Genomic DNA, 20,977 nt, shown 5'->3' with positions numbered 1-20,977 from the left:
CTAACCTTTAAATTATTAGTATCATGATTAAATTAAAAGTACTGTTTGTGCTGCTTTTCTCCCTTCTGGGTATTACATCTGGCTTTGCCCAAAACACAAAACTTAAGTTTAATAAGGATGGTAAATTTAAGATAGTACAATTTACCGATGTACACTTTAAATATGGTAATCCGGCTTCTGATGTTGCTCTCGAACGCATTAATGAAGTGTTGGATGCCGAGCATCCCGATCTGGTAGTATTTACCGGCGACGTTATTTATGCTGCTCCAGCAGACAGTGGTATGCACAAGGTGTTGGAACAGGTTTCTAATCGTAAGATTCCTTTTGTGGTGACTTTTGGTAACCACGATGATGAGCAAAAGATGACCCGTGAACAACTCTATGATTTAATTCGTGAGGTTCCCTACAATCTTCTTCCCGACCGTGGTAATGTTTCATCACCGGATTATGTGTTGACCGTAAAATCATCTTCTGATGCAAAGGAGGCTGCTTTGCTTTATTGCATGGATTCTCATTCTTATTCTCCGATGAAGGATGTTGATGGTTACAATTGGTTTACGTTTGATCAGATAGCCTGGTACCGCAATCAGAGTGCTGCCTATACAGCGGCCAATAATGGTCAACCGTTGCCTGCCGTTGCTTTCTTTCACATCCCCTTGCCCGAATACAACGAAGCTGCCGAGGATGAAAATGCGATATTGCGTGGTACACGTATGGAAAGGGCCTGCGCACCGAAAATAAATTCGGGTATGTTTACTGCGATGAAAGAATCGGGTGATGTTATGGCTACTTTCGTTGGACACGATCATGACAATGATTATGCGGTGATGTGGAAAGGGATCCTTTTGGCCTACGGTCGTTATACCGGAGGAAACACCGTATACAATCACTTGCCTAACGGAGCGCGGGTGATCGAACTGAATGAAGGTACCCGTACTTTCACCTCCTGGATTCGTTTGAAAGGAGAGGTTATAGACAAAGTATCCTATCCGGCCAGCTTTGTTAAAGACGACTGGCGTAAGCGCTAACTTCCTGTAATTTTACGTGGCTCAGGCGGGTATACTTCGAGCCACGTATTTTGTAGATACGTGCCACGCGTGCTGAACTTATGTGTATTATTTCGTCTGTTTGATATGCATGTTCCGTGGCGGGTATCTGGCAGGATTCTCCGCTTGGGCTTTTAGCCGTGAACCGGATAACTACCAGATTTCCGGAAGTATCGGTCAGTGTTACAATCTGCCGTATATAAAACTGTACAGTTGTACCGTTTATCCGGGTTTTATATGGGTCATCCTCTACTTTTACCTTTATGACTTTTAAGGTCAGATCTGCTACCTTATCACCTATGTTACCCAAAAAACGTCCTGTTTCCTGATTTTGTTTTGCTTTCCGTAGCATGAGGTCCAGGTGTATGGAGTGGTACACTTTGGCAATTTCCACAAAGCGTTCTTGTTTAGGGATTCTTGGGGTATATTTATAAGCTATCCAGCTCATATATACGGGATCTATTTTAAGTATTTCGTGTAAATAATGCCCACGGTATTTTCCGAAAGAGACAATATCATCTCCATTACTCAACATTCTTTTCTTATTATATTCCACAATGAGCAGGCAGCGTCTTGAGAAGTAAAACATGGTACTGGCCATTCGTAATGCTTCATAGATATCTGTCGAAAGATCGTGTATGAATAAGATGGATTGTTTTTGGGGTTCCGGCGAGTAAATCCACAGCGAATAACTATTATATCCCGGACGTGGCAGCACTATGAGATAAGCACCTGCTTCTTTGAAAGATGTTCTTCCCCGATTGTACTCATTTAGTTTGGCGTACAAGAGGGTTTCTTCAGTTTCGGGTATTCCCGGCAGTCTTGGATTAGCCATATTTATGAGATTTCTTATTTTCAAATATAGTGTTTTTTCCCGAATAATCAAATTATGCCGGGATTATTTTGTAATACTTCAGAGAAATGGATAGATTTGTAGTCAAAATATAGAATACAAAATAACGATGCAGGACAGACATACCAATCGCAAACGCTACTTTGATGAACTGGCTGTTAGTAGCCGAAAGTATTTTCTTCCCTACCTGGAAGAGTTTTTTCCTATCACTTCATCTACCCGTATTCTTGAGATAGGTTGTGGCGACGGGGGGAATCTTTTGCCTTTTGCCGAGCGACAGTGTTCTGTAACAGGCATTGACCTGGCTGAAACGCGTATTCTGCAAGCCCGTGAGTTTTTTGCTGAATCGGGCTGTGCTGCACAGTTCAAGGCTGTGAATGTTTTTGATATGACTCCTGAAAAAGAGAAGTATGACGTTATCCTGATTCATGATGTAATTGAGCATATTGGTGATAAAAGATCAATGTTGCAGCATATCCGGCAGTTTCTGGCTCCCGGCGGAGTTGTATTTATTGGTTTTCCTGCCTGGCAAATGCCCTTTGGAGGGCATCAACAGATCTGTCATAGTAAAGTAGCTTCTCACTGGCCATTTCTGCATTTATTACCGCGTCCTCTTTATCGCAGTGTGTTGAAAATCTGTGGGGAGAGTGAAGTCTGCATTGCTGAACTGCTTGACATTAAATCCTGTCGTACCACCATTGAAATGTTCGAACGTCTGGCTCGTAAAACAGGGTATTCCATTCGCCAACGTAAGTTCTGGTTTATTAATCCACACTATGAAGTGAAATTTCGGTTACGCCCTTGTGTACTTTCTCCTTTTATTGCAAACATACCCTATGTAAGGAACTACTTTACAACATCCTGCTTTTATATACTTGATGCCTCTGCGTGATATTCACCGGATATCTGGTTTATATAGCAGTTATTTCATACTTTGATACACTTTGTTTCAATACTATGAAACAAAGTGTATCAAACTGTTGAGAAGAAATTCTCAACGTATTGAGAAAAAAATCTCAAAGCGTTGAAACTTTTTTCTCATAGTAATAGAACAAGATGAAACAGATGAGATAAGTCCTTTATTGCTACCATTGATTCATTCTCTTTCATCCGGACTTACTTTTTTTCTGCTCCGTATGGCTATCTGAGCGGAATACTGTACATTTGCATGCATACAATAATCAGACTTTGCATGAAAGAACCAAATAAGCGGGTATTAGTAGGTATGAGTGGCGGTATAGACAGCACAGCCACCTGCCTGATGCTACAAGAACAAGGATACGAAATAGTAGGTGTAACCATGCGCGTATGGGGAGATGAACCGCAGGATGCCAGAGAACTGGCAGCACGCATGGGTATTGAGCACTATGTAGCCGACGAACGGATACCCTTCAAAGATACAATCGTAAAGAATTTCATTGATGAATATCGTCAGGGGCGAACCCCTAATCCCTGCGTGATGTGCAATCCGTTGTTTAAGTTTCGTGTATTGACGGAGTGGGCGGATCGCCTGAATTGTAATTGGATTGCTACCGGACATTACTCCCGGTTGGAAGAACGTAATGGGAATATATACATCGTAGCGGGAGATGATGATAAGAAAGACCAGTCCTATTTCCTTTGGCGTCTGAGCCAGGAGGTATTGAGGCGTTGCATTTTCCCTTTGGGAAACTATACCAAGCTGAAAGTACGGGATTATCTGCGTGAAAAAGGGTATGAAGCCAAATCAAAAGAAGGCGAGAGCATGGAAGTCTGTTTTATCAGAGGAGATTATCGTGATTTCCTGCGTGAGCAATATCCCGATCTGGATACGGAGATTGGTCCGGGATGGTTTGTCAATTCGGAAGGAGTGAAGTTGGGACAGCATAAAGGGTTTCCTTATTATACAATCGGGCAGCGAAAAGGGCTTGAGATTGCTTTGGGTAAACCCGCATACGTGCTGAAAATCAATCCACAGAAGAACACTGTAATGCTGGGAGATGTTGAACAGTTACATGCCGGATATATGCTCGCCGATCAGGATCACCTGATTGATGAGCAGGAAGTATTATCGTGCCGGAATCTGGCGGTACGTATTCGTTATCGCAGTCGCCCGATACCCTGCCGGGTGAAGCGATTGGAAGATGGACGGCTGTTCGTGAAGTTCCTTGCAGAGGCCTCGGCCATAACTCCTGGGCAGTCAGCAGTATTTTATGATGGCCGTCGGGTGATAGGCGGTGCATTTATAGCTTCACAGCGGGGGATTGGTCTTGTGATTGAAGAAAACAAAGATTTTTAATAGAAACCGAATATAAAGTATGAGAAAATTAATTTTGGCCGCTCTGCTTCTTGCTACTACCGGAGTATCGGCGCAACAGGACACATTGAAGTATCGCATCAATCTCAGAGATAAGGCTGCTACCACTTATTCATTGGATCGTCCGGAAGAGTTTCTTTCAAAGAAAGCCATTGAACGCCGTCAGAAACAGCGGTTGGCAATAGACTCTACCGACTTACCGGTGTGCCGTAAGTATGTGGATGCTATTCGTAAGAAAGGTGTGAATATTGTCACCATGGGAAAATGGGATAACTTTGTAACTGTGTCCTGCAACGATACGACATTGATAGATAAGATTGCCAGACTTCCTTTTGTCCGTGCTACCGAAAAGGTATGGATTGCACCCGATCCGGAGAATCCTACGATGGCTACCGAACGCGATTCATTGATAAATACCCCTCTGTGGATAAAAGAAACCTATGGACCAGCACTTCGCCAGATCCGGATAAGCAATGGCGACAAGCTGCATAAAGCAGGATTTAAAGGACAAGGGATGACGATTGCCGTGATTGATGCAGGTTTTCATAATGCTGACAGTATAGATGCGATGAAGAATATCAACATTCTGGGTACAAAAGATTTTGTAAACCCCCAAGCTGATATTTATGCCGAGAGCAGTCATGGCATGTGTGTACTTTCATGCATTGGTATGAATCAGCCTCATGTGATGATTGGTACGGCCCCCGAAGCTTCTTTCTGGCTCTTACGTAGCGAGGATGAATATTCCGAACATTTAGTGGAGCAGGATTACTGGGCGGCTGCCATTGAATTTGCCGATAGTGTGGGAGTAGATGTGGTAAATACTTCATTGGGATATTATGCTTTTGATGATAAATCAAAAGATTATCGTTATCGTGATCTGGACGGCCACTTCGCTTTGATGTCCCGCCAGGCTGCAAAGGCAGCAGATAAGGGTATGATTGTAGTGTGCAGTGCCGGGAATGCCGGTTCGGGACCTTGGAAAAAAACGACTCCTCCGGGAGATGCAGACAATGTACTTACGGTAGGTGCTATTAGTAAAAAAGGTGAATTGGCCCCCTTCTCTTCTATCGGAAATACAGCCGATGGCCGTGTAAAACCTGATGTAATGGCAGTAGGTTTAGGTTCGGACGTAATGGGGACGGATGGTGTATTGAGAAGAGCCAACGGTACTTCGTTCTCTTCACCTATCATGTGCGGTATGGTGACTTGCTTGTGGCAGGCATTTCCCAATCTGACGGCGAAGGAGATCATTGAACTGGTTCGCCGTTCGGGAGATCGTGCCAAATATCCCGACAATATTTATGGATACGGGATTCCTGATATGTGGAAAGCTTATCAGTCTGCAAAATGAAACAGGAAGCGCTGACTCTCTTTGATCTCAATGCGTTGGTGCGACGGAGCCTGGAACAATGCTTGCCCGATGAATACTGGATACAGGCGGAGCTGAGTGATGTGCGGTCCAACAGTACGGGACATTGTTATCTGGAGTTTATACAGAAAGATCCTCGTAGCAATAATCTTATTGCCAAAGCGCGGGGGATGATCTGGAGCAATGTATTTCGGTTGCTCAAACCTTATTTTGAAGAAGCAACCGGACAGATGTTCGGTTCCGGTATCAAAGTATTGGTGAAGGTGACTGTACAGTTTCATGAGCTATATGGCTATAGCCTGACTGTGCTGGATATTGACCCAACTTACACGCTGGGCGATATGGCACGCCGCCGTCGCGAGATATTGCAGCAGCTGGAAGAAGAGGGAGTACTGACCTTAAATAAAGAACTTGAAATGCCTCTGTTGCCGCAGCGTATAGCTGTTATCTCTTCGGTTACTGCTGCCGGTTACGGAGATTTCTGCCATCAGTTGCAGCACAATTCCCGTGGCTTTTTCTTTTATACGGAATTGTTTCCGGCTATGATGCAGGGTAATCAGGTAGAAGAATCGGTTCTGTCTGCACTCGACCGTGTGAATGCCCGGCTAAGTGACTTTGATGTTGTTGTTATCATTCGTGGCGGAGGAGCGACATCTGATTTATCCGGGTTTGATACTTATCTGTTGGCTGCCGCCTGTGCGCAATTTCCATTACCCATAATTACCGGTATTGGGCACGAACGTGATGACACGGTGCTTGATTCTGTGGCACATACCCGGGTGAAGACACCGACTGCCGCTGCCGAATTACTTATAAACCGTATGGATGAAGCTGCGGATCAGCTGGAATATCTGTCTACCCGTCTTCGCGAAGGTGCTTCTGCTTTTCTTGAACGTGAATCCGGAAGACTCTCGTCTTGCCAGGCTCGTATTCCCGCATTAGTGGTTCATCGGTTGTCGGATGCACGTTTTCGCCTGTTGACAGCAAGCAAAGATTTAATGCAGGTCTCTGCCGCTTTACTGGCTCGTCAGCGCCATCGCCTGGAACTGTTTCAGCAGCGTATCACTGATGCCTCTCCCGATAAACTCCTTGCCCGTGGTTATAGTATCACCCTGAAAGAAGGTAAACCCGTCACCGATACTTCCCAGGTATCTCCCGGTGACGAAATCATCACTCGCTTGCATCATGGAGAACTAACTTCAATCGTAAATTCAGAGTTACTTCAATCGTCTAATCGTAAATAAAATTATGTCTGTAAAAAAAGAAACCTATTCCCAGGCCATAGAGCGTCTGGAAAAGATTGTTCGTCAGATTGACAATAATGAACTTGAAATAGATGTGTTGGCAGAAAAAATAAAGGAGGCCAATGAAATAATTGCATTTTGTACGGAGAAACTGACGAAAGCTGATCGGGAAGTCGAAAAATTGTTGCATGAAAAGCTACAATCTAAAGAATAAAAGTTATTTTTGTTGTCTGATAGCAGAATTTAACTAATATACATACTAATATGAAAGAAATAGATTGGTCTAATCTGTCATTCGGCTATATGAAGACAGATTACAACGTGAGAATTAATTATCGCGATGGTGCATGGGGCGAATTGGAAATAAGCAGTAGCGAGATCCTTAACCTGCACATGGCTGCCACTTGTCTGCATTATGGTCAGGAGGCATTTGAAGGCTTGAAAGCTTTCCGTGGTAAAGATGGTAAAGTTCGTATTTTCCGTCTTGAAGAGAACGCGGCACGTTTGCAATCTACTTGTAGAGGAATCCTTATGCCGGAACTTCCGACCGACCGTTTTAAAGAGGCTGTTCTGAAAGCTGTAAAACTGAACGAACGTTTCATCCCGCCTTATGAAACAGGAGCTTCTCTTTATATCCGTCCGCTACTCATCGGTACCGGTGCACAGGTGGGTGTACGTCCTGCTAACGAATATCTCTTTGTAATCTTCGTAACGCCGGTAGGTCCTTACTTCAAGGGTGGGTTTGCAACTACTCCTTACGTAATCACACGCAAATATGATCGTGCAGCTCCGCTGGGAACAGGTATTTATAAAGTAGGTGGTAATTATGCTGCCAGTCTGCGTGCAAGTATGGAAGCTCATGAAGCTGGATATTCGGCTGAGTTCTATCTCGATGCAAAAGAGAAGAAGTATATGGACGAGTGTGGTGCAGCCAATTTCTTTGGTATTAAAAATAATACTTATATTACCCCATTATCAACATCTATTCTTCCTTCTATTACCAACAAGAGCCTTATGCAGCTGGCAGAAGACATGGGATTGAAAGTAGAACGCCGTCCGGTGCCCGAAGAAGAACTGGCAACTCTTGAAGAGGCCGGTGCTTGTGGTACTGCTGCCGTGATCAGCCCGATACAGCGTATTGATGATCCGGAAAATGATCATTCATATATTATTTCTAAGGATGGTAAACCAGGACCGATCTGTACAAAATTGTACCATAAACTACGTGCTATCCAATATGGTGACGAACCGGATACACACGGATGGGTAACTATTGTAGAATAATATTTATTTAATAAATCTTAATATCTTATGTTGAAACAAAATTCAGAATTGCGTGCAGAAGCACGTGTTGCTCTTACCGACAAATGGGTGATGGGAGCGGTTACTACTCTTGTATTTGGTGCTGTATCGGGTGCTGCTTCTTACATTCCGGTTGTTGGAACTATATTGGTTGCATTGCCTATGATGTATGGATACTCTATTGTGCTGCTGAGTGTAATGAGAGGCGGTGAAATGAACATCGGAGGTCTGTTTGATGGATTCAATGATTTCGGACGTATTGTTGGTACTAAGTTACTACAGGTTATCTATACATTTTTATGGACGTTGCTGCTCGTTATTCCTGGTATTATTAAGAACTATTCGTATGCAATGACGGACTTTATTCTGAAAGATCAACCGGAGTTGGCTAATAATGCTGCTATCGAAAAAAGTATGGCTATGATGGATGGTAACAAGATGAAATTGTTCTTGCTTGATCTTAGCTTTATCGGTTGGGCTATTTTGTGTCTTTTTACTTTGGGTATCGGATTCCTTTTCCTACAACCTTATGTACAATCTGCTCATGCTGCTTTCTATGAAGATTTGAAAGCGCAGACAGTTATAGAAGAAGAGGTTATTATTGAAGCTTAATAAAACTTTTATATAATATGGATAAATGGAGTGCAGAGAAATCTGTACTCCATTTATTTTTGCGATAATCTGCGTTTTTTATGTCTCCCTTCATAACGGACATTTCTTGGTTGTATGATACCTTGATAGAATTTGGTATAGACAACATAAAGCGAAAATTATCCTTATTAATAATATCATATGCTCTAATTTAACGTTATAACATTCCTTTCTGTATTAATATAAGGCTATCTGGATTTATTATTTGAAAAAGGGTACCGAAAGGTTCATAAATTCCTATTGGAACTTCATCGTATGCACGAAATCCAGGAAGAGTATCATGATAGGATATTAACTTACTTGCATTAATATATTGATTTCCTATACCTTCTTCACCATAATAAACAAATACATAGTTTCCAATATATGTATAATCCTTGATTAGTTTTCTCTCATAATATGGTTCGGCTATCATTAAAAAATAATCTTTACCTGCTTCTGAATAAAAATAGAAACTTAAAACTTTTTCTTCAATAGGACTCGTATATTTTTTATCTTTTATGTATACTATGAATTCATTTATGGCTCGCTTCATTGATTCATTAAAAATAGTATGGTAGTCATTCTGTTTCATAGTATCAGAATAAGATATTAGATTATTTTCTAAACCAGTTTGCTGGATTTTTCTATTGTTAGTACATCCTGTACAAAGCATTATAATTAAAATTATCCATATTGCCTTCATACTTATCTATCTTTTGGGTACTATAAAACGAAGTCCTTTATTATTAGTGACTTTTTATGTATAACTTTAATCTCAGGTTGTGTTCTATGAGATTGCGGAATAGGTATAGTATCAACTGTTGTGCCATCAGGTTATTGCGATAATAGTAAACTAATCAAAAAGGTTCTTTTCATAGGCATTATAGTTAAGTGTTGACAATATATATGTTATTTAGTACTAATCAAAATTTTTTAGAGAAATTTTGATCCAAGGAGAATAAAAACATGAAGATGATTAAAAAAACTTCATATTCATACCTCTGTCTTATGAATTGTCAATTCATTCTGTAATTCAAAGACCTTTCCATGTGTTACTGAATCAAGTTATCGTAGTTCTCCTCGCGGATACAGTAAAGTCATTTATAATTCTATGTCAAATAGGTATCGAATGACTATTTGACATCTATGAAATATTCTTCCTACCTGATTGCCGTTTCCGTCGAAAGTAAGTAACTTTGCAGGCAAACCAGATTGATTATATGGGAAAAGGAAAATTAGAGAAGTTTGCCGATATGGCAAGTTATCCGCATGTGTTTGAGTATCCTTACTCTGTGGTGGACAATGTGCCTTTTGAAATGAAGGGCAAGTGGAATGAAACATTTTTTGGTAATGATCATCCGATAGTGCTCGAACTGGGTTGTGGTAGGGGAGAGTATACCGTAGGACTGGGACAGATGTTTCCGGATAAGAATTTTATTGGTGTAGATATCAAAGGATCACGTATGTGGACCGGAGCTACCGAAGCCTTGAAAACAGGTATGAAGAATGTGGCTTTCCTGCGTACGAATATTGAAATAATAGACCGCTTTTTTGGCTCGGGTGAAGTGAGTGAAATATGGCTTACCTTTTCTGATCCGCAAATGAAGAAGGCTACCAAGCGACTAACTTCTACTCATTTTATGGAGCGTTATCGCCGCTTTCTCAAACCAGATGGAATCATTCATTTGAAGACGGATAGTAACTTCATGTTCACCTATACCCGATATATGATCGAGGAGAATAAATTCCCGGTAGAGTTTATCACCGAAGATCTTTATCATTCCGGCCTCGTAGATGATATTCTGGGAATCAAGACTTATTATGAACAACAATGGCTTGACCGTGGTTTAAATATTAAGTATATAAAATTTCTGCTTCCACAGCAAGGTGAATTGCAAGAGCCGGATGTTGAAATAGAACTCGACTCGTATCGTAGCTATAACCGTAGTAAGAGGAGCGGGTTACAAACAAGTAAATAATCAGATTTACGATTAGACGATTGACGATTTACGATTGAAGAATCTTTCTTCCTGTAGTCATAGGTAATCCCAATCGTCTTATGGTAAATCTAAGTAATTTCAATCGTCAAATCGTAAATCGTCAAATCGTAAATATTATGACACTTTATCCAAAGTTAATACTCGATGCACTGGCAACAGTGCGTTATCCCGGTACCGGTAAGAATCTTGTTGAAGCCGGTATGGTGGAGGATGATATCCGCATTGAAGGGATGAAAGTTTCTTTTTCCCTTCTTTTTGAAAAGCCTACCGATCCTTTTATGAAGTCGGTGGTTAAAGCTGCCGAAGCAGCTATTCTTACTCACGTAAGTAAAGAGGTGGAAATTGTAGGCAATATTAGTGTAAGAACCATTCAGACCGCACGTCCGGAAGTAGGAAAACTATTACCGCAAGTGAAAAATATTATTGGTGTTTCTTCCGGAAAGGGAGGGGTCGGTAAGTCTACCGTAGCGGCAAATCTTGCTGTGGCGCTTGCCAAACTTGGCTATAAAGTTGGATTGCTTGATGCTGATATCTTTGGACCCTCTATGCCAAAAATGTTTCAGGTAGAAGATGCCCGGCCTTATGCCGAAAAAATTGGAGGGCGTGATATGATTATTCCCGTTGAGAAATATGGGGTAAAACTTCTTTCCATTGGTTTCTTTGTCGATCCCGATCAAGCCACTTTATGGCGTGGTGGTATGGCAAGTAATGCACTGAAACAGCTTATTGGTGATGCCGACTGGGGCGAACTGGACTATTTCCTGATTGACTTGCCCCCCGGAACCAGTGACATCCATCTGACTGTGGTACAAACATTGGCCTTGACCGGTGCAGTTGTTGTGAGTACTCCACAGGCTGTGGCATTGGCAGATGCCCGTAAGGGTATCAATATGTTCACCAATGAGAAAGTTAATGTACCTATCTTGGGGTTGGTCGAAAATATGGCTTGGTTTACTCCTGCCGAATTGCCCGAAAACAAATATTACATCTTTGGGCGTGAAGGTGCCAAGAAACTGGCAGAAGAGATGAATGTGCCTTTGCTGGGACAGATTCCTATAGTTCAAAGTATTTGTGAAAGCGGTGATAAGGGAACTCCTGCTGCATTGGATGAGAATACAATTACCGGTCGTGCTTTCTTATCATTGGCTGCTGCTGTGGTCCGCCAGGTAGATCGGCGGAATGTAGAACAGGCACCTACACGGATTGTAGAAATGCATAAGTAATGCGAATCAGTAGTTGAAATAAGTTTTACCACAGAGTTTTAAATCTTTATTGAAACGCAGATGAACGCAGATTTTCGTAAAAGGAAACCTATAAGATAAAGAACTACAGTCTTTTTAATCTGTGTTCATTTGTGTTAATCTGCGTTTCATCAGATAATTAGACTCTGTGAAACTCTGTGGTGAGTTGTATTTATTCTTATTTATTGAGTACTTTCAACAGTTCACTCTTCATTTTATCTACTCCGGGAAATCCGGTTGTTTTATAAGTGATGTTTCCTTCACGGTCAACGAGCAGATAGGTAGGCACTCCTCTGATCTGGAATGAATTCATCAGATAACTCCATTGATCAGCTGTTACCCGGAAGTGTTCTCCATGAATGTCGGGTATCATGTTCTCCCATGTACCTTTTGGAGAAGTTTCTCCGGTCAGATAAATATAAACGATATCCCTGTCTTTTAACTCTTCCTTCATGGGGATCATAGCTTTGTTTGCCATGCGGCATGGTCCGCACCAGGTTGCCCAGAAATCCACTAATAAGGTATGCCCGCGATATTTGGAAATAATAGAAGCGAACAAATCTTCGTTACTTACCTCACCAGCCTCATTTATGGTAAATCCGGTTTTCTTTTTGTTCTCTTCTATTTTTGCCAGTAATTCATCGTTTTTCTCTTTCACTGTTTCCAGATAGACGGGAGTTGATAAAGCGGATATTTTTGCCAACTGTTCTTCTGTGACAGGTGTAAAGTCGTTAATTCCGTTTAGTACATTGGCTACTGTAGAAAGTTCAAAATAAATCCCTTTGTCTGTTCCTAATGCTTTGCTGAATGCCGTCCTGAACATGGGGCTTCCGGTGAGACGCGTATAGAGAGGAACATACATAGCTTGCGGGGTATTAAGAGAGGAAAAATCCTTTAGTACATTCAGAAAATCATCCGGAAGACTGACAGGATTATTCTTTATATATTCATTCACTTGTTCGTCCTTCAGCTTGTAGTTAATGATATGTACGCGTTGTATAATTCCGGGAACGAACGTGAGAAGTGATGCAGCCGATGCGTCTACAGCACAACAAAGCATCTCTTTGCAGGCTTTCGTTGCTTTAAGAGCATCAATCTGCCGGAGTTTCTCTTTATGTTTATTCAGGATATACGCTTTTACTTCTTCTGCATTTTTGTCTTTCAGGTCTTTTATGAACTGAGGATAGTCATCATCTATATTGGTTTTGAAATTCAGTTTAGCAATTTCTTCGGATGGTCCGGCAAGATATCCTCCGTAATAGACGCTTGCTTCATTGGATTTCTTGTCTTTATGTAGCTTGGATTGCCGGCGACAGATCTCACGTTGGTTGATGAAGAGATTGGTCTTTTCTCCGGGGGCTAATAAAAAATTAATCGCTTCTGTTCCGTTGTAAAATGTAACAGGTGTTGTTGTAATGACTGGTATTTCGCTGGAGAATTGTCCATTATCATTTACTTTTATGTCTACTTTTTGTTCCAGGTTAACAGCGCCTCTAAGGTAGATAGTGAAGTTTGAAGACATTCCCGGTTCAAAATCAAGTATTTGCCCTTCTAAGAGAGCTTTGCCTTTTTCTATTTTGGGTGTAGGTAGGGTAGTAAGCTTTTTGGTTCGTTCTGTAGCTTCAGCCGGTAGTTTTAGCTTAGGCAACTTACCATCCAATTGTATTCCCCAGATTTTGAAAGCGCCTTCTGTATCTCCTTCGGAGAAATCGATAGAGGTAATATCTTTTGGCAGGGGTGGAAAGACAAGTTTAAATTCGGCTTGTCCGGATTCCGGCATCCAAAACTTTTGATCGGGAGTGATGCCGATACCGTGGCGTAGAGGATATAATTCACCGTCACTTCCTTTCAGAAAGCTACCGGAAGCAATTCTTATCCAGTTTTTAGGACGATAAAAAGCTTTGATATGTAGTACGGTTGCTGTGTCACTCAATGCTACTTTATCTATTTCAATGCTTGTAGAACTCCAGGCGGTGAAGGGAGGTTGTTCTATGATTCTTTCCTGGGCTTGTGTAAATGCTGTCAGACTTAGCAGAAAACAAGTGATAAGTACGAATGGTTTCATGGTGTTGTTATTTATGGTTATCTGCAAAAGTAAGAATAATATAGTTATTATTTACTACTTTTTTGGTAAAAAAGAAAGAGGTAATCACTATGATAAAAGGCGATTACTTCTTTCTTTTCAATTAATGTATTAAGAGAGAGTTATTGTTGAAGTTTGAAGGTGATAGGAAGTGTATATTGCACAGCTACCGTTTGGCCATCGTTTTTACCGGGTTCCCAACGTGGCATACCCATTACTACACGTATAGCTTCGGCATCCAGTGAAGGAGAGACACTTTGTATTACTTTCGGACTGATAACATGACCGTCTTTGTTGACTATCATCTGGATAACAACACGTCCCTGCGTTTTGCTCTGTTGGGCATCAAATGGATATTTGATATTTCTTGCCAGATAACTCATTAGTCCACTGGTTCCACCCGGATATTTGGGCATTATTTCTGCACTTTCAAGAACAACTTCCGGGGTTATGATGTCATCTTTGGGAGCATATCCTACAACTACCACTTCCTCCAGCTTACTGTCTTTTATCTCTTCTACTTCCGGTCCGCTCAATCTGAAAGCGATGGGAACTGTATATTTTACACGTACCTCTTTTCCTCTTTGTTTACCCGGAGTCCATTTAGGCATTGTTGACAATACACGTATGGCTTCTGCGTCCAGTTCGGAACTGACAGAGCGTCGTGCTACTGCCAGATTGCTAACCGATCCGTCTTTTTCTACAATGAAACGTGCTATGACACGTCCTTGTATACCTTCTTTTTGAGCCTTTACAGGATAACGCAAATTTTTAGCAATAAACTCCATCAGACCTGTTTGTCCGCCAGGAAAAACGGGCATCTCTTCTACAACATCAAAAATATCATCATCTCCAGTATTCACTTTTTGCATGGTGGCAGAAGGATCTTTATCGGTTATGTCTATATCGACAGGAGTTTCTTTCGGGATAGTAACTTCTTCTACTGTGGTCTGTTCTGGTATTTGTCCGGTAGCCTTTGTTACTTGTTCTGTTGACTTTTCAACAGTTTGTATTACTTCCCGTGCAAAATTTTTCGTGGTTCGGGCTACTGCTTCGATATTACTGATTATTAGTAGCAAGGCAGCCAATGGAAGAAATAGCAAATATTTAGTTCTTCCTATTTCTTTTGTTCTTTTCTTGTTCATCATTTTAATTCGGTTTTTGAGTGGTAAAACATTGAAACTATTATAGAGAGTTGCTGCAGCCTTGTGATGAGCCAGTCCCAACAGATGGTACTGGTATACTTTATAGTCATATCCGGTTTGCAGGACGCGTTGATCGGCCATGTATTCCAGATTATTTCGTATTTCACGCTTCATAAGCCAGATAAAAGGATTAAACCAACAGGCAATACACACCAGTTCACTGAATATTATATCTGCCGAATGTAATTGGTGGGCATGAGTCTGCTCATGAGTAAGAATCTCGGCAAGTTCTTCCTGAGTATGAGATTCCGGATGGACGAATATCCAATGGAAAAAGGAAAAGGGACCACTTGCTTTGTTTAATATATGTACACGTACACCTTGTATCTTTGTTACTTTGCACTGAATTCGTAAGCGGATAATACTGGTCAGTTGCATTATAAAACGGATAAATAGTAATATCACTCCGCATAAATAGATGATACTCAGAGAATAGAGGATCAATTCCTGCCAGTTTGCATCAGTTGGGGTTACTGTTTCTTCAAATACCACTTCGGGGAGTAGTGTCGTTGCATAAAAATCGGCTATTACCACCATTGGCTCATGTGCCTTTACCCATTCCTGAAGGTTGAGCATAGGATAAAGCAGTGAGACTCCCAAGAAACAAAGCAATGCTGTCCGGCGCCAATGAAAAAATGTATCTTTATAAAAGAATAACCGGTAGAATATATAGAATACTATAATTCCTACGTTTATCTTTAGAAAATAGGCAAGTTCCGGAGTCATAATATCATTGTTTATGGATTATTCTTCTTTTCCTTTTTCAATCATATCAATGATTTCTTTCAGATCATTAGTTGATATTTTTTGATCTTTAGCAAAAAAAGAAACCATTTCTTTGTAAGAGTTTTCAAAGTAATTGCGTACTACTCCGCTCATGAAACTACGTTTATATTCACTTTCCCGTATGGAGGGAGTGTATTGATAAGTATTACCTACCCGACGAGGTGTGACGTATCCTTTCCGTTCAAGATTCTTCACTATGGATGCTACGGTCGTATAAGGGGGAGCAGGTGGTTCGAATTTAGCTACTATCTCTTTTACAAAACAGTTTTCCAGTTCCCAGATGTAGATCATCACTTCTTCTTCTTGTATAGTCAGCTTTTCCATGGAGTATGTTTAATTACGATTATATTGCAAATCTACGAAATATTCGTAATTAAACAATAGTCAGTGGGTTAAATAATGTAAACTCAGTAAAGAAGTCATTGAGAGGTATGCCGGGCGGTGTTCATTATTGTACGGTTTTGAATGTATTTCACCACAGAGTAACACGGAGTTCCACCGAGTTTAAATCTTTATTGAAACGCAGATTAACACAGATTTTCGCAAAGGGAAACAAATGTATGATAAAGAACTACAGTCTTTTAATCTGCGTTCTGTGTTAATCCGCGTTTTATCAGATAAATAGTACTCTGTGGAACTCTGTGCTACTCTGTGGTGAGTTCATTTCCGATCAGATTTGAACCAACTATCCAACTACAGATTCGCATAAATTACTCCTTTAATCAGACAGGGATGTATCTTTCTGTTTATTTGTTTCCCTGTATTCCCTTGGCGTTTGATTGTACCGTTTGGCAAATTCTTTATAGAAGTGAGAACGGTTGGTAAATGCAGTCTTGTACATTACCTCCTGTATTGTCAGGCTGGTAGTTAGTAGTAATTTGGCGGCATAAGTCATTCTCTGTTCTTTTATAAAGTCTTTGGGAGATGGCTGGTTCAGATTTTTGAATTTGCGATATAAGTTGCGGCTACTCGTCTGCATGGCTGCTGCCAACTCTTCAGGGCCGAAGAGTGTATTATCCATGTTTTTATTTATTAGTTCTCTTGCTGTTTGCAGATATTCTTTATCTTCTTTTTGCAATAGCTGTCCACCTCCAAAATCGAATCCACTGGCTGAAGAGTTATAATATTGTTTCAGCTCTTTCTGCTTTCTGATAAGTTGCCTGATCACTGTTATCAGATATTGGGTATTGAATGGTTTTGGTATATAAGCATCGGCCCCTGATTCAATGCCTTCTATTCTTTCATCGGTTGTGTTCTTAGCCGACAGAATAACCAGTGGAATATGTACCGTGTGTTTATTACTCTTTATTTGTTTAGTCAGAGTAATTCCGTCAACTTTAGGCATCATAATGTCTGTAATGATCAAATCAGGGGTTTCTTGCTTTAACAGTGCCAACCCTTCCTCTCCGTTCTCTGCCGTAAGGATTGCATATTCATCAGATAATATATCTTTCAACATCCACAACAACTCTTTGTTATCATCAATAACCAGAATCGTTGCTTCCGGTTGCGGACATTCTTCTTCGGTAGTCCCATTTTCAGGCTCTTGTCTATTCATCTTATTTTTCTGTATCAATCTGGGAACCTCTTCCTGTTTTTGGGAAGAATTCTCTGTAATTTCCAGCTGAGGTAACGTTACGGTGAACTGGGCATACTGATTTACCTCACTTTCTACTTTGATTATACCTTGAAGCAATTCCACCATACTATGACAGATAGCAAGTCCCAATCCATTTCTGGAAGATAATCCCTTAATACTGTTTTCTTTGATATTATCCAATACGCTGTAACGGTTGAATATTAGAGGGATATTTTCTTTACTGATACCTTTACCCGTATTATATACTTTAACTTCCAGTTTTGTATTTATTACTTTTACAGATATTAAAATAGTTCCTTTTTCCGGAGTGTATTTAAATGCATTGGAAATGAGATTGTTCAGAATTTTTGTAAAACAACTATTATCACTTCTCCATATGATATCAGGGCTAACGTCGGTTTGGAGAAGGATATTATTTTGCTCAGCCAGTTCGCTGAATGATTCAATAATTTCCTGCGATAGTTCGCTGATATTTAATTCTTGTATATGGCATATCTGATTTCCTGTTTCCATACGGCGAAAGTCTATTACTTCCTGAATCAGACTGTTGAGCCGCTCTGTATTTGATTTAATAATTTGAGCGTACTTTTTGATGAATACATCACTGCTTTCATGATGTAATATACGCTCGCACGGTCCGTAAATAAGGGTTAACGGAGTACAGAATTCATGTGTGATGTTGGTGAAGAAACGCAATTTACCTTCATACATTTCTTCCTTATATTTTTCATTTAAACGTCTGGTAATAGATATTTTTCTCCGTTCATATTTCCATTTGATATATCTGAATATACCAATCATAAGACCTATTATAAGCAGTGCATAGATAATGTATGCAACCATGGTTTGATACCAGGGAGGGAGAATGATGATATGTATACTTTTTATTAATTCTTCATTATTACTCATTCCGTCATTATATCTCACTTTCAGGATATAATTTCCCGGAGTAATATTGGTAAATTGTGCCTCATTAGAGCGGGTATCCATCCATACATCGCTGAAATTTTCGAGTTTGTACGAGTATTTGCTGTTTTCTCCGTTGATGAAATCCATTGCAACGAATGATACTGCAAAAAAATTCTGATTATGATTGAGCACAATTGCCTCCTCATTACCTTTTGCTTTCTCAAACTCAGATATGCTATATTCTTTGTTGAAGATCCGTAACTTTGTAAAGAAGATCTCGGGTACAAATTCTTTCTTCTTTCTTTCCTCATTTTTGATCCATACAATGCCATCTACTCCTCCGAAAAAATATCTGTTTAGAGTATTATCCTGGAAATAAGCGTTATCGCTGAACTCAATAAGTTTTAGTCCGGTTTTATAATTGAGGTTACGAAAACTATTTCTTTGAGGATTAAACAGAATGATACCAGTATTGCTGCTTAACCATAGATTTCCTTGCCTGTCCTCTGCAATGCCGTGTATTGTGTTATTGGGAAGCCCTTCATTCTCGTTGAAGTTTTTGTAATCAAAACTTCCGTCAGGGAGCAGATTTAGTCTGGTTAGTCCATAGCTACTTCCTAACCAGATATTTTTATTACGATCTTGATGAATACATAATATGTCGTTCATTGGCGCTATACCGTTTTTATCAAAAGTGATCAGCCTGTAAGCCTCTGTTTGTATATTGAGCCGTATGACGCCATTACCACGCATACCTATCCACATAATAGAATCATTTTCAGGATAGATAGAATATATTTGGTTATATTGCTGCCGGTTGGAAATATTGAGGTTGACAGACCGGATACTTTTAGCTTCCAAAGTATTCCCTTTGGGTTGTACATTTATTCTTAATAATGTACTGCCGGAGCCCACCCATAATAGCGAATCACAAATCTCAACCATAGAATGCACTTTGGCTATTCCAATCTTTGTGTGGTTTACCAATGGATGTATTTTATGATCCCGGTAGGAATAATAGTCTAATCCGGGCCCATCAGAACCGATCCATAATACGGGATGGGTTTTACTGGGAACAAAGGCGAATACAGCATTATTAGTTAGTCCTTCCTGTGTAGTGAAGTGGGTAACGTTTGCAGCTGAGTATACTTTCGCCTTGTCATAGTCTTCTATACGGATAATGCCATTATCTTTAGTTCCCAGCCACAACGTGTTTTGAGGATCGGCATAAATGGCGCGGATGGGTCTTCTTTTATTTATGGGGAGTTGGTTGAGTGATACGTTATTAAATGTATATTCATCTTTTGTCCATGCATATACTCCCTGCCCGTCTGTTCCAATCCAGACGATGTCTTGCTGTTCATCCTTCCATAACGAGAATACTCCGCAGTTAATTTCAATCTTTTCCGGTGCATAATTTTTTGCAGCATCAAGATGTATTAACCCATTGGTCTTGAAAGCAATAAGGAGATCTTCATTATCGAATATAATGGAACCAATCTCTCCACTTTCATTGATAAGTGTTTTCAGATTTTTAATGAAACGTGTCTCCTGAGGTGTGATTGCATAGATATTTCCCTCTGAATCAACAATTATAACCTTTTTGTTACTGTAAAATACATACTTAATAGGATGTGGATGTCTGAAACTGGGATGTTGCACTATCTGAGGAGCCGCACTGTCTACCTGATTTACAGTATATTTTTCCATCGTTCCACGATGATTTATCCAGATGGTATCTTGTGCATCAATAACAAAGTTACTCACATTGTCGTGTGTCATGCCCTTCTGAATAGGAAGGTCAATAAACTTCTTTTGCTTTTTGGAATACAGCGAGAGAATACCGGGTTTACCAAACACATATAAATTGTCATGGTTGTCTTTAGCCACATATGAGTTCTCGCCAAATTCGTTGTAATACTCCTCAATAATATTACTGCGCTGTGATAACTTATTGAGCCCCCATTTGGTGCTGATCCACAGATAGACACCTTCTGTCTCTGTAATATTCTTAATAACATTGCTCGACAGGCTGTTCTGGTTATTTATATCCGGTTTATAGATATAAATATCCCGGCTATCATACATATTGAGCCCATCATAAGTTCCGATCCACAAAAAGCGTTCGTCATCTTGAAACAAACAAGCCACTGAACTGTTGGAAAGTCCGTCCCGGCTACTGATTTGTCTAAGGTTGTATGCATTGGTATTTCCTACTAAGCATAAAAGAAACAATAATAGAATGTGAAAGTGCTTTTTCATTAGTATATTATTTGCTTGGATAGTAATTACACGTACAAAGATATATTTTTTGCCGGAATTATATAATCTTCGTATTTTTTATAATCCGTAAAAGAGGCGCTAAAAGGGCATTTGGACGATTAACATACAAAACTGGCGAGAATGA

The 20,977-nt window shown here is 40.2% G+C and carries 16 protein-coding genes; 10 read left to right on the top strand and 6 right to left on the bottom strand.

Annotation, left to right across the window (positions count from 1 at the left end; all coding sequences use genetic code 11):
* Positions 1-23 precede the first annotated feature (23 nt).
* Positions 24-1,028, top strand: coding sequence for a metallophosphoesterase family protein (locus HCG69_RS08720; protein ID WP_221649741.1), 1,005 nt, complete (start codon positions 24-26; stop codon positions 1,026-1,028).
* Here the strand turns inward: HCG69_RS08720 and HCG69_RS08715 are convergent.
* Positions 1,003-1,881, bottom strand: coding sequence for a hypothetical protein (locus tag HCG69_RS08715; protein ID WP_221649740.1), 879 nt, complete (start codon positions 1,879-1,881; stop codon positions 1,003-1,005). The two genes, HCG69_RS08720 and HCG69_RS08715, sit on opposite strands and share 26 nt — an antisense overlap.
* A 127-nt stretch (positions 1,882-2,008) precedes the next feature.
* Here HCG69_RS08715 and HCG69_RS08710 point away from each other — a divergent pair, with 127 nt between their 5' ends.
* The 7 genes from HCG69_RS08710 (at position 2,009) to HCG69_RS08680 (ending at position 8,725) form a co-directional block, all read left to right on the top strand.
* Positions 2,009-2,791 carry a bifunctional 2-polyprenyl-6-hydroxyphenol methylase/3-demethylubiquinol 3-O-methyltransferase UbiG gene (locus tag HCG69_RS08710; RefSeq protein WP_221649739.1) on the top strand — a complete coding sequence of 261 codons (783 nt, stop codon included), beginning with the start codon at positions 2,009-2,011 and terminating at the stop codon, positions 2,789-2,791.
* 300 nt (positions 2,792-3,091) lie between these two features.
* The gene (gene mnmA / locus HCG69_RS08705) at positions 3,092-4,177 is read left to right on the top strand and encodes a tRNA 2-thiouridine(34) synthase MnmA (RefSeq protein WP_221649738.1); all 1,086 of its coding nucleotides are present in this window, start codon (positions 3,092-3,094) and stop codon (positions 4,175-4,177) included.
* 19 nt (positions 4,178-4,196) lie between these two features.
* The gene (locus HCG69_RS08700) at positions 4,197-5,549 is read left to right on the top strand and encodes a S8 family serine peptidase (protein WP_221649737.1); all 1,353 of its coding nucleotides are present in this window, start codon (positions 4,197-4,199) and stop codon (positions 5,547-5,549) included.
* On the top strand, positions 5,546-6,811 hold the full coding sequence (xseA, locus tag HCG69_RS08695) for an exodeoxyribonuclease VII large subunit (RefSeq protein WP_221649736.1): 1,266 nt from the start codon (positions 5,546-5,548) through the stop codon (positions 6,809-6,811). Before HCG69_RS08700 ends, xseA begins: the two co-directional genes overlap by 4 nt.
* A gap of 4 nt (positions 6,812-6,815) precedes the next feature.
* Positions 6,816-7,025 carry an exodeoxyribonuclease VII small subunit gene (gene xseB / locus HCG69_RS08690; RefSeq protein WP_221649735.1) on the top strand — a complete coding sequence of 70 codons (210 nt, stop codon included), beginning with the start codon at positions 6,816-6,818 and terminating at the stop codon, positions 7,023-7,025.
* Between the two features lie 38 nt (positions 7,026-7,063).
* Complete coding sequence (locus tag HCG69_RS08685; protein ID WP_316929461.1) at positions 7,064-8,095, top strand: branched-chain amino acid aminotransferase; 1,032 nt, start codon at positions 7,064-7,066, stop codon at positions 8,093-8,095.
* 27 nt (positions 8,096-8,122) lie between these two features.
* Positions 8,123-8,725 (top strand): DUF975 family protein, encoded by a 603-nt coding sequence (locus HCG69_RS08680; protein ID WP_221649734.1) that lies wholly within the window; start codon positions 8,123-8,125, stop codon positions 8,723-8,725.
* Positions 8,726-8,921: 196 nt separating this feature from the next.
* On the opposite strand, the gene HCG69_RS08675 is transcribed toward HCG69_RS08680, so the two are convergent.
* A complete protein-coding gene (locus tag HCG69_RS08675; RefSeq protein WP_221649733.1) occupies positions 8,922-9,449 on the bottom strand; it encodes a hypothetical protein in 528 nt (175 codons plus the stop codon).
* Positions 9,450-9,966: 517 nt separating this feature from the next.
* On the opposite strand from HCG69_RS08675, the gene trmB reads away from it, so the two are divergent.
* Together trmB and HCG69_RS08665 are read left to right on the top strand one after the other, a co-directional pair.
* The gene (gene trmB / locus HCG69_RS08670) at positions 9,967-10,725 is read left to right on the top strand and encodes a tRNA (guanosine(46)-N7)-methyltransferase TrmB (RefSeq protein ID WP_221649732.1); all 759 of its coding nucleotides are present in this window, start codon (positions 9,967-9,969) and stop codon (positions 10,723-10,725) included.
* 137 nt (positions 10,726-10,862) lie between these two features.
* Positions 10,863-11,969 carry an Mrp/NBP35 family ATP-binding protein gene (locus HCG69_RS08665; protein WP_221649731.1) on the top strand — a complete coding sequence of 369 codons (1,107 nt, stop codon included), beginning with the start codon at positions 10,863-10,865 and terminating at the stop codon, positions 11,967-11,969.
* Between the two features lie 196 nt (positions 11,970-12,165).
* Here HCG69_RS08665 and HCG69_RS08660 read toward each other — a convergent pair whose 3' ends face one another.
* The 4 genes from HCG69_RS08660 to HCG69_RS08645 form a co-directional block, all read right to left on the bottom strand.
* A complete protein-coding gene (locus HCG69_RS08660) occupies positions 12,166-14,052 on the bottom strand; it encodes a TlpA disulfide reductase family protein (RefSeq protein WP_221649730.1) in 1,887 nt (628 codons plus the stop codon).
* 140 nt (positions 14,053-14,192) lie between these two features.
* On the bottom strand, positions 14,193-16,001 hold the full coding sequence (locus HCG69_RS08655; protein WP_221649729.1) for a M56 family metallopeptidase: 1,809 nt from the start codon (positions 15,999-16,001) through the stop codon (positions 14,193-14,195).
* Positions 16,002-16,019: 18 nt separating this feature from the next.
* On the bottom strand, positions 16,020-16,385 hold the full coding sequence (locus HCG69_RS08650; protein ID WP_221649728.1) for a BlaI/MecI/CopY family transcriptional regulator: 366 nt from the start codon (positions 16,383-16,385) through the stop codon (positions 16,020-16,022).
* A 394-nt stretch (positions 16,386-16,779) separates the two neighbouring features.
* The gene (locus tag HCG69_RS08645) at positions 16,780-20,832 is read right to left on the bottom strand and encodes a response regulator (RefSeq protein ID WP_221649727.1); all 4,053 of its coding nucleotides are present in this window, start codon (positions 20,830-20,832) and stop codon (positions 16,780-16,782) included.
* Between the last annotated feature and the right edge of the window lie 145 nt (positions 20,833-20,977).

This window comes from Bacteroides sp. K03, assembly GCF_019734355.1.
Taxonomy (GTDB): domain Bacteria; phylum Bacteroidota; class Bacteroidia; order Bacteroidales; family Bacteroidaceae; genus Bacteroides; species Bacteroides nordii.
The sequence above is the reverse complement of the archived record's forward strand: the minus strand, read 5'-3'. Positions and strand labels throughout refer to the sequence as shown.